Annotated in this window: 13 protein-coding genes and 2 pseudogenes; 6 read left to right on the forward strand and 9 right to left on the reverse strand. The window is 57.5% G+C overall.

Going from position 1 to position 13,468, the window contains the following annotated elements:
* Nucleotides 1–400: 400 nt before the first annotated feature.
* The 6 genes from FHT79_RS08825 to FHT79_RS08850 form a co-directional block, all read right to left on the reverse strand.
* On the reverse strand, nucleotides 401–1,201 hold the full coding sequence (locus FHT79_RS08825) for a hypothetical protein (protein WP_348649668.1): 801 nt from the start codon (nucleotides 1,199–1,201) through the stop codon (nucleotides 401–403).
* Nucleotides 1,202–1,236: 35 nt separating this feature from the next.
* Nucleotides 1,237–2,784 (reverse strand): AAA family ATPase, encoded by a 1,548-nt coding sequence (locus tag FHT79_RS08830; protein ID WP_183903268.1) that lies wholly within the window; start codon nucleotides 2,782–2,784, stop codon nucleotides 1,237–1,239.
* A gap of 170 nt (nucleotides 2,785–2,954) precedes the next feature.
* Nucleotides 2,955–3,284, reverse strand: coding sequence for a hypothetical protein (locus tag FHT79_RS08835; protein ID WP_183903269.1), 330 nt, complete (start codon nucleotides 3,282–3,284; stop codon nucleotides 2,955–2,957).
* Nucleotides 3,272–3,490: a dehydrogenase gene (locus tag FHT79_RS08840; RefSeq protein WP_183903270.1), complete on the reverse strand. Its 219-nt coding sequence runs from the start codon at nucleotides 3,488–3,490 to the stop codon at nucleotides 3,272–3,274. The genes FHT79_RS08835 and FHT79_RS08840 overlap by 13 nt, the downstream gene beginning before the upstream one ends.
* A 794-nt stretch (nucleotides 3,491–4,284) precedes the next feature.
* On the reverse strand, nucleotides 4,285–4,776 hold the full coding sequence (locus FHT79_RS08845) for a type II toxin-antitoxin system YhaV family toxin (RefSeq protein ID WP_183903271.1): 492 nt from the start codon (nucleotides 4,774–4,776) through the stop codon (nucleotides 4,285–4,287).
* A 2-nt stretch (nucleotides 4,777–4,778) separates the two neighbouring features.
* Nucleotides 4,779–5,111 carry a type II toxin-antitoxin system PrlF family antitoxin gene (locus FHT79_RS08850; RefSeq protein ID WP_183903272.1) on the reverse strand — a complete coding sequence of 111 codons (333 nt, stop codon included), beginning with the start codon at nucleotides 5,109–5,111 and terminating at the stop codon, nucleotides 4,779–4,781.
* 346 nt (nucleotides 5,112–5,457) lie between these two features.
* Between FHT79_RS08850 and FHT79_RS08855 the strand changes: the two are divergent.
* The 3 genes and pseudogenes from FHT79_RS08855 to FHT79_RS08865 all read left to right on the forward strand — a co-directional run.
* Nucleotides 5,458–6,150: pseudogene (locus FHT79_RS08855) on the forward strand (class I tRNA ligase family protein); the annotation flags it as partial.
* A 97-nt stretch (nucleotides 6,151–6,247) separates the two neighbouring features.
* Nucleotides 6,248–6,733, forward strand: coding sequence for a DUF4231 domain-containing protein (locus tag FHT79_RS08860; RefSeq protein ID WP_183903273.1), 486 nt, complete (start codon nucleotides 6,248–6,250; stop codon nucleotides 6,731–6,733).
* An 823-nt stretch (nucleotides 6,734–7,556) separates the two neighbouring features.
* Complete coding sequence (locus FHT79_RS08865) at nucleotides 7,557–7,721, forward strand: hypothetical protein (RefSeq protein ID WP_183903274.1); 165 nt, start codon at nucleotides 7,557–7,559, stop codon at nucleotides 7,719–7,721.
* Between the two features lie 369 nt (nucleotides 7,722–8,090).
* On the opposite strand, the pseudogene FHT79_RS08870 reads toward FHT79_RS08865, so the two are convergent.
* Both FHT79_RS08870 and FHT79_RS08875 read right to left on the reverse strand, forming a co-directional pair.
* A pseudogene (locus tag FHT79_RS08870) lies at nucleotides 8,091–8,231 on the reverse strand (transposase domain-containing protein); the annotation flags it as partial.
* A 64-nt stretch (nucleotides 8,232–8,295) separates the two neighbouring features.
* Nucleotides 8,296–8,745, reverse strand: a complete 450-nt coding sequence (locus tag FHT79_RS08875) for a hypothetical protein (protein ID WP_183903323.1) — start codon at nucleotides 8,743–8,745, stop codon at nucleotides 8,296–8,298.
* Nucleotides 8,746–8,969: 224 nt separating this feature from the next.
* Here FHT79_RS08875 and FHT79_RS08880 point away from each other — a divergent pair, with 224 nt between their 5' ends.
* Nucleotides 8,970–9,296, forward strand: coding sequence for an RT0821/Lpp0805 family surface protein (locus tag FHT79_RS08880; protein ID WP_244604773.1), 327 nt, complete (start codon nucleotides 8,970–8,972; stop codon nucleotides 9,294–9,296).
* Between the two features lie 324 nt (nucleotides 9,297–9,620).
* On the opposite strand, the gene FHT79_RS08885 is transcribed toward FHT79_RS08880, so the two are convergent.
* The gene (locus tag FHT79_RS08885; protein ID WP_183903275.1) at nucleotides 9,621–9,857 is read right to left on the reverse strand and encodes a hypothetical protein; all 237 of its coding nucleotides are present in this window, start codon (nucleotides 9,855–9,857) and stop codon (nucleotides 9,621–9,623) included.
* 209 nt (nucleotides 9,858–10,066) lie between these two features.
* On the opposite strand from FHT79_RS08885, the gene FHT79_RS08890 reads away from it, so the two are divergent.
* Nucleotides 10,067–12,049 carry an alpha/beta fold hydrolase gene (locus FHT79_RS08890; protein ID WP_348649669.1) on the forward strand — a complete coding sequence of 661 codons (1,983 nt, stop codon included), beginning with the start codon at nucleotides 10,067–10,069 and terminating at the stop codon, nucleotides 12,047–12,049.
* A 1,071-nt stretch (nucleotides 12,050–13,120) separates the two neighbouring features.
* Nucleotides 13,121–13,447, forward strand: coding sequence for a hypothetical protein (locus FHT79_RS32070; protein WP_047614374.1), 327 nt, complete (start codon nucleotides 13,121–13,123; stop codon nucleotides 13,445–13,447).
* Nucleotides 13,448–13,468: the final 21 nt, after the last annotated feature.

Below are 13,468 nucleotides of genomic sequence, written 5' to 3' on the forward strand. Positions count from 1 at the left end.
GCCCACTATGGCTGCGATCGTCTCCTCCAGTGTATCAGTGTTTCGGAATGAAGCGTCTGGTCCGCCGACTGCCCGAAGGCCGCCAAGACACAGAGCGGCGTAGCCCGCGAAGCCTATTGCAGTAGGTGCAAACCTTAGGACCGCACTCGCAATCTCCATATCGCTCAGTCGGACCGCCGCATTTTCCTTTCCCCCTGGAAGCAGGCCGAAGGCGCGCAGCCGTTCAAAACGTTCAAGTGTTTCGCTCAGGGGATCAGGCCGACACGAGAGCTTCGTGGAGAAGGAAGGCTAAGTTCTTTGCGTACATTTCTTACTTCGTACTCTTTCTTGTCTGGGCGCTGAAGCCAGCCTTGCCGAAATGCGCCAGAGGCGAACATTCCCTAGTATCGAACTGGCATTCCTACGCCCTGAAGCCGCCGGCGCAGAACCAATCCGAGGCCGCGAGGGCTTGGTACGTTGCCGTTTGCCATGAGTTGAGTTGAAAGTGTCGCGCACTCTCCGCGCGCTCATGCAGATCCAGCCGGACGTCATGCGGCGTACCCGTCCCAGCGATGCGTGCAAGGGAGTAGCGGATGTTGCTGATCTCGACGCCTGCGTGGCTGGCGTACAACGATCCAAGATGAAAAGCCTCGAAGTGCCGCACCGCCCGCGAGACCTTCGTGGCACTCCACCCCGCGGGGGAAGCTACCCAGAAGCGGACAGCGGCTGGCGACGTTTCGATAACCTCGGCTACCAACCACTGCGCGTCATCGAAATCGTCGAAATAGGGATGGAAGCTTTGTTGGGCTTCTGATGACGGCTGGTAGTCGAGTTTAAGCTTGTTGCATTCCGCACAAGCTGGGATCAGATTCAGTGGCACGACGGTCAAGGCCGGATGAAGCGCTTGCGCCAGGTAGTGATCTAGCGTTGATACCGTGCGCTGAGAACACAGGGGGCACATGTCATTGCGCGGCGCCGCCTTCAGAAGGTCGTACATGCCACGTGTCACCTTGCTCTTCACGAACGTGCCCGCATAGACGCGCTTCATGTCGGCTGTCGTCATTGCAGGAGGCACGTTGTCGGATCCCGGTATGGAGAAGAGGGTCATAGCAGGTCCACGGGCAAGATATTCCGCCTCCGCGAGAAAAATGGACGTGGAGGCGAGCAGGAGGTTCTTACTTAGCCCCTCGTCGCGGATGCTGTTGATGCAGGCGTCCAGCACGTTCTTTGCCGCAATCGGCGGCCTCGGAAGTGATCTCACTGCGTTCGGTCCCTTTCGAGAACCAACGCTCTGATGATCGCCCTCGCCTCCGTTCCCAGTTGATTGCCGAACTGGGCCACGGCCTGATCGTAACTAAGGTTGCGATCGAACACCGCCTCGACAAGCAGACGGTGAAATCCTGTTCGTGTCACCTCAAGGCTGAAGACCTCGCGTGTCAGAATACCTACGTTCTCACCAAACGTTTCGATCGTCGGGCGTTCCACTTCGGATTTCCTGCCCGATCGCCGAAGCTTCCAGGCACATGACCTCGGCACCTCCTGGAGGACGACGGGAGAATGCGTGGCAACAATGGCAACCCCATTGCGCGAAACTAGCAGCCTAGAAAGGCTCCTTATGAATGCCGAAAGAAGCGGAGGATGAAGATGGCCTTCAGGTTCGTCGATCATTACAAGTGTCCGCTCATCGACGAGTTCTACGAGCCGGGTAATTGTGAGCAGAACAATTGCGTGGCCGGAGCTCAAACGACCGAAACGCTCCTCGGTAGCGGCTGCCCAATCGTCGCCCTCGCCTCCAAGAAGGTCGCGGATGTCGGCTTCTGCGAAAAGGTCGTCGGCCTCGAGCGTTGACACCGCTTCTCGCCATCGCGACGCTCGTGCACCAGTCCTGCAGCGGTCGAGACTCTTTCGGAAGTCTTCAGCCAGAGCCTTCCCAATGGTCCGTGCCCGGCTGTCCGTAGCGGATGGCAGATTGTGAAGCCCCACTTGCTCGATAGGAATCGGATCGTTGACTGTCGGGACAATCGCAAAGTCATCGAACGCACTGAACGAAACAAGGACAAGGCTGGAGAACTGGCTTTCACCCGGACGCTCCGCGTTGAAAGTAACCTGTCCACCGGAATCCGGAGCTGCGTCGTGCCTATTTAGGAGAGCCTTTATCAGCCCCTTCATCGCCCGCGTTTTCCCGACGCCGTTTCGGCCGATGAGAACATGAACGTTCGACGGCGGTTCTGAATCCGGCACAACATCGAACGCCATCGTCGGCGAGGCGAAGAACAAACCCTCGGGGCTTATCGATGGCGGCAGCGTATAGAGAAAGCTGAACTTCGTCAGTTCGGCATCTCCGGTCGTCAGGCGGTGAAGACGCCCCGTGATGCTGATGGCACTCACGCTCCGTAGCAGTGAGGTCGTCATCGACGGCTCGTTTCGGAACTGGTCGAAGATGCTGTTGTTGAACGCGACGTCTCTCAGCCCGACCAGCATCTTCTGCCGCTGCGCATCGCTGAGCTTGTTCAAGGACTCATAGTAGTCCTCGCCCTGGCCCAGGGAGAAGTAGCCTTCGGGAAGCTCATCGAATTCAGGGAACAGCTCGGGTGCTCTCTGTCCCGGTTTAATCTCCCGCGCTGGCAGCAGTCCTGCGCGACCGATCTTGACTGATCCGATCTGATGTCTCGCACCCGCCTCGTCGATGACAAGCACTGTGAACATCGTTCTGAAAGAGAACCAGTCGTCCCAGTTGTCTACGATGAGGTAGGCGCAGTCTCGCGCATCCGGCGGAATAGCAGTGGAGAGTATCCGGAAGAACATGACGCGCGATTGATAGTTGATTCGGTCCTGACCAACCGTAGGCCGGATAGCGCGGGACTGCAACGTGAAGCAGTATTACCGACAAAAAGTCGTCAATAAGTTTAAGATCACGGATGCGCAAGGTCTCCAACCAGTCGGCCTTCACACTGTGTTCCCCGGCAGAAGAAAACTCAGGTCTCAGTCTCCTCTCTCGACGGAATTAGCCTGAGTTCAATGCCGCTATCGACAACGATCCACAATGTCCGGATTAGGTCCGCCGTTTCCGAGAGCGCCGCTGAAGCCTCGTCAGCGGAAAGTTTGTCGGCACCGGCGGCCGCACCGTTCAGTGTGATAATCATGTCTCGGTTGGTGCCGCTGCCAGGAATACCGACCTGTTCTCGAAGATCACTGATTGTCGTGATCCCGCGAAATAGGAGATGTTGAATTTCGGATACCGTTAAACGATCGGGCTCATTGGCCGCCCGTACGAGTTCTGAAACAAATCCTGTTACACTGTGCATTCTTCAGCTGTTTCGAATTCAGTACCCGGCAACCACCCCCTTGTGTAGCCTTTACTGATGCATGCTCTGGCGACGACAAGCTGCTCGCACAGTCGTCCGCGATCCTTCAGTAAAGCTTCAATGGTGGCGCGCGGATCTCCCCCATGCCAGGCCATGGCAGCATCTACCTGGTCGGCTTTAGAGATGGTTTCGCGTTCTGCAAGCATGGATGATCCTCTTCATTTCTGCGGACAGTCATTCGAGAGGTGCTCACTGACATCGAGTCAGGACTACGCTTCAGGTATGTTAATTTGCTCAGTTGCTATTGTTCTGTATTGAAGGCAGCTCTCAACGCAACCGACCACGCCAATTATGTGGCACGCATTCCCGCGCTCACGCTTTACCTAGAATTAGGCGCAGCATCTCAAACAATGATCCAGCTAGTGGGCCTAGGACTGTCGAGGCATACTGCAAATAATTTGGCATCGCTGACGATTAACAGAGATATGGACTTTGCTTCCGCTCGGAATTTCCTTTCACGAGTAAATCCGGTCACTGCAGGTCTGACTCCGTACGTGGTAAGCGAGCTGCGGAGAGTGCTCCCGGTAGCGTAACCGTCGTCACGCGACCGGATGATAGCGGAATCCAAATGATGTCCGTGCAGCGCCAGCTCGTATTCAAGTCTACGGCGGATAGCCTACAGAGCATCATATGACCAATGCGGAAGATCGCGACCGCATCTTCAACCACCTCTTCAGCCGGGCCTTGCGCGAGGTGCGTGAAACACCGACATCCTAATTCCAGTCGTCCTTGCGCAACGACGCGATGCGCTTATCACCGCCCTACGAAGACAAATTCGCCGGGATTACTTATTGCTCCGAACAATCCGCGTAGTCGTTGGCCTAATTCTACCAGACCTGCATATCACGGAAACACGCCACAGGCGTGGTTTCGGCGCAGCCGAAAGCGCGCCCAGAAGGGAGCCCTCCCTTGTTACCACCACCGATCATGAGCTCGTGCGTTATCGATTTGCGGGCGCAACGCTATCCAGCCGTTCAACCGCAGGGCGCTCGGACGCGGCCTTATGGAGCGCGGCCCAATCGTCAGGCGGATTGCCATCGTCCAACATTCCCTTGAAGACCTTATAGGCGTCGGTTTTCGCGCCGTACGTCCGCAGGGCCGTTTCATCGTTCACCCAGGCGAAGATGATGATCTTTGCGCTCGAATCATAGCGGAAGAACAGCCGGAACCGGCCGTTGCCGAACTTTGCCCGAAACCAGTGCTTGTGTCCGTCACCGAGCGTCGAGCCTTGCCGATACACGGTCGCGGTGGGATCAGCCGGTATCGTCTGGAAAACGAGCTTATTCAAAGCAGCCAGCAGCTTGGTGTTTGCGTTCTTTTGGTATTGATCGGGCTTTTTCGCCTTCAATGCCTCGACGGCTTCAACCAGCTTTTCCAGCTGATTGAGAAAGAGGGGATGCGCGAGAATGATCCAGCCATTGATCGTCAGCATGGCTAGAGTGCGACATCCCCGTCGATCTCGGCATCGAGATCAACGTCAACATTCCCGACAAGCGCCGCCATGCGGTCGCGCAGGCTGGCGGGCAGCGCGACGACGGATGTGCCAGGATTTTCGGCCATGTCCTGCGCGAGGAACGCAAGGAAGCGGTCGACAACCGGATCGCTCGCCTCTTCCGCAGCCTTCTCGACATAGACGCGGTGCTGATCGTCGATGAGGAAGGTGATGCGCCCGCCATAATCCACGCCCAACGCCTGCCGGACCGCCTTGGGAACGGTGGTCTGCCCCTTCGCGGTGATCGTGCTTTCTTCTTTCAGCAATGCAGCCATGGCCGACTCCCATTTGGTTCTCACCATATGTAAGGAATATTCCTTACATTGTCAAAGGATTTGGGATAGCTGCCGGGCTATCGGACCGATTGCCCCTTGTCGCCCGCCAGCCGTAATCGTGCCGATGCTTCCGATGACGCCACCGGCGTCTGGACAGCAAAGCGGTTCCGTGTCATCAAAAAAGACATGAACGCCGCGCGCACCAATTCAAAGCTCCTACTCGCCATCATTCCGATGGTGGGTTAGCACGCGCTCGCGTTTTTAAAGATGCAGCAACCCGCCGAAGAGGCGGGTTTTTTGTTGCCATTCCTCTTCGGTCAGGATTTCGAGACAGAAGGGAATTCCAATGCCATATGACCCCAAAACGATCGAGCCGCGATGGCAACGATACTGGGAGGAAAACCAGACGTTCAGGACCGAGGACGACCAAAGCCGTCCGAAGTATTATGTCCTGGACATGTTTCCCTATCCGTCCGGCGAAGGCCTGCATGTCGGTCATCCGGAAGGCTATACCGCGACCGACGTCGTCGCCCGATACAAGCGCATGATGGGCTTCAATGTCCTGCATCCCATGGTGTGGGATGCCTACGGGCTGCCCGCCGAGCGATACGCTGTGCGGACGGGCGTCCATCCGGCGATCACCACGCGGAGTAACATCTCGAATTTCAGGAAGCAGGTCCGGCGTCTGGGCTTTTCCTACGATTGGAGTCGGGAGATTTCGACCACCGATCCCGAGTTCGTACGATGGACGCAGTGGATCTTCCTGCAAATGTATAAGTTTGGCTTGGCCTACCAGGCGGACGTTGCCGTCAACTGGTGCCCCGCACAAGGCACGGTCCTCGCCAACGAGGAAGTGAAGGACGGCCGCTACGTGGAAACGGGAGACCCGGTGGAACGTCGCACGATGCGTCAGTGGATGCTGAAAATCACCGCCTATGCCGACCGCCTGCTCGTGGATCTGGACGAGCTGCACTGGCCGGAAGGCATCAAGGCGATGCAGCGCAACTGGATCGGCAGATCAGAGGGCGCTGACGTGCGTTTGGACGGAAGGCCCACCAAAGGGCCTAAGCTCCTACCTCTCGACACCCAGCGCATCCTGATGCAAGCTGAGATTGTCTTTTGGGGAGGGACGAGAAATGGCATCAAAGGATTGGGAGAGGGCGGATGCTTTCGACATATCGCCTGAGATGGGGCCCGAGCAATTGCGGAAGGCTACCGTAAAGTATGCGCAGGGGCATAGCCGCTGGTACGACGTTCGATCTCGCCGGATGAAGGCACTTTGGAACAACATAACCCTTGCGACAATCGTCCTGAGTGCCATTTCATCGGTTTTCAGCGCATACAACCTGGACCCTAAATTGCGTTTGATTCCGACCGTTTTATCCGCCCTTGCAACGTTTTGTGCTGCCTATCTCTCTCAGTTTCGTGTGCGCGATATGTGGCAGATTCGCGAAACGGGGCGCATTGATGCGGAGAGGTTGGTGGCGAAAGCACAGTTGATCGGCACAACAAACGAAAATTCGGCTTTCATCCAGGCTGTAGCTTTACGCAATGAATTGCACGATCTCGAACAGGATCAAAGCCAGCAGCATTTTATCGTGCCGAGGAACGCAAATCCGTGAAATTGGAGTTCCGCTCCTGCTGCAACGCGGATCACCGCCCTGCAAGAGGTGGAAACGCCGGCGCCGGCGAAGGAGGCGCCTGCGGAGCTTATCCGCAGGCGCAGTCGCTGGATAGGTCACTGCCATCCAGGGTCGCCGGCTGGGCCTCCCATACCGTTGCCGGCTGGGCCCGTGCCGCTCGGCGTGCTTGAGTGGGTCGGCGAGTTAGCTTGGCCCGGCGCGTCTTCAGCACTGCTTGCCGAGCCGCTTTTGTTCGAAAGAAGAAACTTGTCGCTCGGCCCAATTTTTTGGGCTTTCTGTGCATCACTCTGGCATCCCTGAAGGATGCTCGCGGCGCTTAGAAGAGCCGCCGAAATTACAAAAAAATATCGAGTCTGCCTTACTTGGATTGGCATGCGAGTGTTGTCCCCGGCTAAATCGCGCGATCTTTGAGTCAACGCGACAGAAAAATCTGCAACCAGTTGTTGCTATTACTCGTTACCAAATGGAATCCGGGAAGTATAGGGCGAGTTTCGCCATAGCTTGGTTGGACGTCCACCAAGCAATAAGGCCGGGAGGTATCCCCGCGAAAGATGCTGAAGCACAAAAACAAAATGACCTGCTTCGTCACCAGGCAGAAGAGGCCACGAAAGCTGCAGCAGAAGCGGAAAGAAGCGTCAGGATCAGATAAGGGCAATGAGTCAAATGAACATCGACCCATTAAGGAGCATTGGAGGCGGCGGATTTTTCGGCTTTTAAATGGAATTTGCGATGCGCGACGAAATGGACAAATCTCAGGAGCCGTTTGCGTTTCGCCATAGACCTGACCGAGGGAGAGTAGATCATGCCAATTTATGCGGTAGAGTTGAAACGACCAATCGAGCAAGCAGGCCACCTAGCCATTGCGGACGATCGATCGCTGATAGATCTGGCGGCCACCCTTCAAGGGGCAGGTTTCATAGAGACTACCGATGTGACCACCTTCCTTCCTGCACCTGATTTTTTGTAAGCACGTTGACCCTCGAAGCGCCCGCCACAACCCGGACGTAGAGGCACAATGCAACTCAATTGATGGTGTTACCTCGGCCACTGACATCGACGAATTATTGCGAGTGAGTCGGACTTCGGTCCGATGGTAGACAGCAATCTCTCTGCTAACTTCCGTTCCGCTGAGATTGCAAAACTCAGCACGAAAAGGGTGTCTGCCCCTGATCCGGAGCACCCTTTTCAAACTCGTTTCCGGGAATCCCCCTTACCCCTCGGCACAGACGGTTCGCGGGCGGCCAACCTCCCGATCGATCATGGGCATAGGTACTCTGTCGGAGCATCCTGCGTGCGATGGTGTTGCCAGTTCCAACGCATCTTAAGCGGGCCGTCGTCAAAGTCGAAGTCTGTGATTTCCTTTCCACGGCAATAGCTTATCTATGGCAGTGAGTGTGGCGGTGAGATAGGTCTGCGGATCGACGGCATTGAGTTTGCCGGTCTCGATGAGCGAAGCGATGGTCGCCAGTTCTCGTGCCTTGCCCTCGCCTTCAAATCGAACGTAGAACGGGTCGCGCGCGTGAGCACACGTCCTCGCAACATCAGTCCGGGTTTGGTACCGGCTTACCTTCGTAGCGCACGCGAAAATTCCTCCTGTGAAAATCCTGCTCGAAGCAGACGAAGACGAGTTCCAGGTCGTTGGCGCTGTCACGCTTCCCGAGGAGGCTGAGCGTAACAACGATAACGCCGCTGTATCCGCGCGTCAGGCGGAAAGCCGCGTTACGAATGTCAGTCCCTTCTGGATCCTTCCGGTCTTCGCGGCGCTCATAAATGACCCAGAAGCGGGCAGCATCCCAAGTCTGTCGCAGGCTTTGGCTGACTTCTGCCTTGAACTCTTCGGCATGCATTGCCGGACCCCACGACAATGCCGTCTCGCCCGCATCGCTAACGACATTGAGATAACCGTCATATTCGTAAACGCCTGACAGTGACCGTTCGATCATCTCGAATGCGGTGTTTTCGCTGATTGTTGTTTTGAAGAGAATTGCCATGGAATCGATGCGTGCCACTGTCGATATGTCGATGAGACGGCGAGACTACTGGGTGTCGCTTGGGCGAGCAACGGAGACTTGGTCATCACGGTAATCGTAGCGAACGGTTGAAACGCGACCTCGTTTTCTTCAGACCTCGCCAGAATGTGAACTATTCGTAACTTGAAACACAACAGGCAAAGCGCTTTATCCGAGCGATGACTCCAAAGCACTTCATCTCGGCAATGAGCATCGCAGCCTTGGCGGCGTGCTCTCATATCGAGCCGCTTGAGACTCCCCTCGCCCAGTCAGCAATCCAGCACCAGACGCCTTTGACCGATCAAGCGGTGATCGCAGATACGGTCGGTCGCGGTGCTGTCGGTGCAACTGCGCTTGCTTGGGCCAACCCATCGACGGGCAGCGCGGGCGTTATCGAACAGATCGATGCCAGTAACGATGGGCCGGACGGATGTCGCGGTTTTGTAACCAGTCGGCAATCGCTCGACGGCATGACGCGCTTCAACGGCGTAGCCTGTCCGTCTGGGGACAGTTGGAAACTGGGCGGGCAATAGGGTAGCGCTCGACGTCCGGTCTCGCGTCAACGGCATCTTCGCCGTGCTCTCTTCGGATAACGATTAATCGCAAGGACTCCATTCCCCTGAGAAACTACCAGCTGTGTGGAAGAAGAGGCGCTCGGACCACATGGGGTGCGAGTTTTGCGTTCAGCCCGATCTGGCATATCTATCGCTAGATGTGAGCTTTGCGGATGTTGACCATTCGGACGCAAACCGGAAGCGGCCGATATAGTAGGTGCGACACAGCCAGTCGAAATTGCCCCGCAAGCCGCGAGGCGCGCCCCCCGGTAACCACAACTAGAACCGGTTGCCAAAGCGGGCCTATTCGCGATCTGGAAAACGAAAACGGCGGGACGAGCCAAAACTTCTGATGCAGGCCTCCCGCTCGGCATCGGCAGCGCTCTTGCCGATATCGCGCAAGAGATGTTCGTTCAGCCGGTGCCAAGGAACGACCGGATTTATGGCGGCAACCCATAGATCGTGCAGTCGCGCGCGCCAACGGACCCGCCCCTCGACTGCCTCTAGCATGCCTTCTTCGCCTTTACGGATGAAGCTCATTGCACTACCCTCCAACTTCGACGTGCGGCGCCGTCCGCAACGATCCTCCATCCCCGTCAAAGGGATGTGTGGCCGGATGTGATGGATTCGTAAAAGCGATGGCTATGGCGGATTCGAGGAAGCGCCCTTTCCTCTCCCTGCTGGGTGGGTTCGACTGCGCGGGCCTTGCCGCGGGGTCGCCAGCATCTACACGCAAGGCGCGTGCCTTGGTGGCCTATCTGGCGCTCCAGGCCGGACAGTCCCAATCGCGCGAGAACCTGGCCGCCTTGCTGTGGGGCGGGACGGGAGAAGAGCAGGCCCGCGCGAACTTGCGGCAAACCTTGTCCGTCCTGCGGCGAGCGCTGCGGGCGACCGGACGGGAATGGTTCCGGATCGAAGGCGACCGGGTGGCGCTCGATCTCGGCGACGCGGATCTCGACGTCAGGCGGTTTGAGGCCTTGGCTGCCGGCTCCGCGAGCGAGCACCTCGAACAGGCGATCGCTCTCTATACCGGGGAGCTCCTCGAAGGTTTCAACCTTGCGGAAGAGGCGTTCGAAGAGTGGCTTCGCACCGAAAGGGAACGGCTACGGATCACCGCCGTTGCCGCCCTGGAAAAGCTCATCACTTGCCACATCGGGGGGAATGAACCGGGCGCTTCCATCCCCGCCGCAACACGGCTGCTCACGCTGGAGCCGCTTCGGGAAGATGTGCACCGCACGCTGATGCGCGCCTATGCGGCGAAGGGACGTTTCAACCTCGCCCTCGCACAATACCAGAGTTGCGCCGATACGTTGCGCAAGCAGCTCGGCGTGCAGCCCGAGCCCGAAACCCGCGCGCTCTACCGAGACTTGCTGTCGCGCCGCATGGCGGCAGCGGCCGGGCGACCACCAGAGGAAGGAGCGTCGTTCGAGGCCCGTCCTCAAACCCGCTACGTGAAATCGGACGGGGTCAACATCGCTTACCAGGTGACGGGCGACGGCCCCTTCGACGTCGTTTATGTGCAAGGCTGGGTTTCTAATCTCGACTACGCTTGGGACTCGCCGAGACTGTCAGGCGTTCTGCACCGTCTCGGTTCCTTCTGTCGCCTCATCCGCATCGACAAGCGCGGCACGGGCCTTTCGGATCGTGGCACCGGCTTTCCGACGCTCGAACAGCGCATGCAGGATGTTCGTGCCGTGCTGGATGCGGTCGGATCGCAAAAGACGGTCCTGTTCGGCAGCTCGGAAGGCGGCGTCATGTGCATGCTGTTCGCCGCAAGCTATCCCGAACGCACGGCTGCCCTCATACTACACGGAGCCTATGCGCGGGGTCTGTGGTCACCGGACTACCCCTGGGGGCGTACCCGAGAGGAATTAGAAGAGGAACTGCTTGCCATCGAGCGGGAGTGGGGTCGCCCGTTGGACCTTAGACGGGCGGCCCCGAGCCTCACCGACAATATGGTAGAACGCGAATGGTTTGCGGGCTACCTGCGCAATTCGGCATCCCCCGCCGATGCGATCTCCCTGTGGCGCTGGAGCGTCGAGATAGACGCGTGCGATATCCTTCCAGCGATCCGAGTTCCAACCCTGATCACCCATCGAACCGGCGACCGCTGGGTCAAGCCCGAAGAAGGGCGCTATCTGGCAAGCCGCATTCCCGGCGCGATATATGTCGAGCTGCCCGGCGATGACCATATCATCTGGGGAGCCGACTCCGATCGGCTGATGGACGAAATCCAGCGGTTCCTAGTTTCCGCCCCGCTCGCCCCGACCGAGAGCGCCCTGCTGACGGTCTTGCACGTGGATGTTCAAGGCGCATTCTCCGGTCGGGCGAAAGATTGGCAGGACGATGCTATTCGACAGCTTCGCGCCGCCGACGGCGATGTGATCGACTTGCGGGAATCCGGACTTGTCGCCGCGTTCCGGCAGCCCAGCCAGGCGATCACTTGTGCATTCGATCTTCGCGGCCGCCTGCATCACTTCGGCCTGGATGTTCGCGCAGCCATTCACATCGGCGAATGCGAACGGCAAGGCGGCCTCTATGCGGGTCCGGTCCTGCGGCTTGCCGCAGGATTTGCCGACTGCGCGGGACCGGGCGATATTATCGCGTCCCGCACCGTGCGCGATCTCGTTATCGGTGCAAACCTCTCCTTTGATCTACGTGGACAGCTTGATCTGCCCGGAATCCCCGGGCCCTGGCCGTACTTCTCCATTGGGGCAGCGCCGAAGTCATAAATGTCGGCCGTCCCAGGCCAGCAATGCAATCACAGAACTACCTCTGGTCAGGGTGCACGGCGGCGGCAGAATCGTGAGCCTGGAACGAAAGCGATTTTCCTCACGAGCCTTCGGCCTTTCGAGTACACCGTCAACCCGTCAGGTTTGAGCTTCTTTCCTGGATGAAAACCACTCCGGATGACGCGCGAATTTTCGTTTTCGGAAATTATTTCCAGCTCGATGAATCACACTTGTGCCTAGGGCTCAGGTTTCAGAGAAAATCCGATGCCTCTATATGGCTGCGGGAAGCGACCTTTGGTTGAAAGACTGCTGGCCGAGCACGGCCTGAAGTCGACAAGAAGCTGCTAAAGGATGACTTCGCCAGGACGTGGAGCGCGAAGCGGCGGAACGAATGGTGCGACTGATTAAAAAAATCTGTCGGCGCGGAACAATTTGCTCCGTTGATCGTAATACCTTCGGGCCGTGCGGAGATTTGTTATACAACAGCCACACGACATTTAGCTGTTCGGCCCACCTCAACCTTAGCCCCGCTCAGAAGCGGGGTCCTTTTTTGGCATTAGCAGGTCTCTTGACGTCGACAATACTATTACCGTGCAGAATTGCACCGGAACTGTTGTCATACAAAAGTGTTACTTGGCTCGGAGCGGATCGCGCAGAGGAGTCTCCTGTCTCCAGCAGCACACCCCTTGCAATCTTCGCGATCCGCCCTCTCCTGCCGGTTCGGAGCCATTAATTGGTCAGGAACCTTAAGGAACTTTTCCGGCTATCTACTGTTAGAGCACAAGGATCGCACAGGCGCCCCATAACTGGGGTTGTCCGCTTCCCTTCCTTCCTGTGCGGTCCGTCCTTTCCACAAATAGCCGCGTTTCGGCGGGGCTCCTTTTTGATCCTCGGCGAGCAATGCCGGCGCAACCCGTGCCAATATCCGCAAATTGCCGCCGAAACCGGCGTTAGCACAGTGTTAGCGCGAGCCACTTAATGTGGCTGCGACGTCATGGGACACCCGGTTGTCCGTTGAAAAACAGAACAAGCAGAACGAAGACAAGCCCTGCCGCGGCTTACGGAGATGACATGAAACTGGTTTTAGGCAGCGTGATATTGGCATCTGGCATACTGCTATCCAGTCTGTCGGGATTCGCTGCTTCCGGCGGATGGCATTCGGATGGGCAAGGTACGAGATACTGGCATGTCACTCCGCCGCCCGGGCAATGCAATATAAGCCAAGCGAAAAACCGGGCGATTCGGGCCGGTATCTATCGTAGCGAGATTATACAGCAGGATGAGAATATCATCGTGCTCAGAGGTCTGGATGAATCCGGCGACCGGCGAACGATCGGTTTCGGCAACATCAGGGGGTGCCCTGAGTTGGAGGGCCACGAGAATAGTCCAAACTTCTGAGGACATAGAGTTTGTTCAGCT

It is taken from the genome of Rhizobium sp. BK212 (genome assembly GCF_014197475.1).
GTDB lineage: Bacteria > Pseudomonadota > Alphaproteobacteria > Rhizobiales > Rhizobiaceae > Rhizobium > Rhizobium anhuiense.

Bases quoted from the DNA above. Each gene is read 5' to 3' on its own strand.
- FHT79_RS08840 (WP_183903270.1), bottom strand. From the start codon at position 3,490: ATGCTTGCAGAACGCGAAACCATCTCTAAAGCCGACCAGGTAGATGCT.
- FHT79_RS08885 (WP_183903275.1), bottom strand. From the start codon at position 9,857: ATGAGCTTCATCCGTAAAGGCGAAGAAGGCATGCTAGAGGCAGTCGAG.
- FHT79_RS08845 (WP_183903271.1), bottom strand. From the start codon at position 4,776: ATGCTGACGATCAATGGCTGGATCATTCTCGCGCATCCCCTCTTTCTC.
- FHT79_RS08860 (WP_183903273.1), top strand. From the start codon at position 6,248: ATGGCATCAAAGGATTGGGAGAGGGCGGATGCTTTCGACATATCGCCT.
- FHT79_RS08835 (WP_183903269.1), bottom strand. From the start codon at position 3,284: ATGCACAGTGTAACAGGATTTGTTTCAGAACTCGTACGGGCGGCCAAT.
- FHT79_RS08850 (WP_183903272.1), bottom strand. From the start codon at position 5,111: ATGGCTGCATTGCTGAAAGAAGAAAGCACGATCACCGCGAAGGGGCAG.
- FHT79_RS08830 (WP_183903268.1), bottom strand. From the start codon at position 2,784: ATGTTCTTCCGGATACTCTCCACTGCTATTCCGCCGGATGCGCGAGAC.
- FHT79_RS08865 (WP_183903274.1), top strand. From the start codon at position 7,557: ATGCCAATTTATGCGGTAGAGTTGAAACGACCAATCGAGCAAGCAGGC.
- FHT79_RS08875 (WP_183903323.1), bottom strand. From the start codon at position 8,745: ATGGCAATTCTCTTCAAAACAACAATCAGCGAAAACACCGCATTCGAG.
- FHT79_RS32070 (WP_047614374.1), top strand. From the start codon at position 13,121: ATGAAACTGGTTTTAGGCAGCGTGATATTGGCATCTGGCATACTGCTA.
- FHT79_RS08880 (WP_244604773.1), top strand. From the start codon at position 8,970: ATGAGCATCGCAGCCTTGGCGGCGTGCTCTCATATCGAGCCGCTTGAG.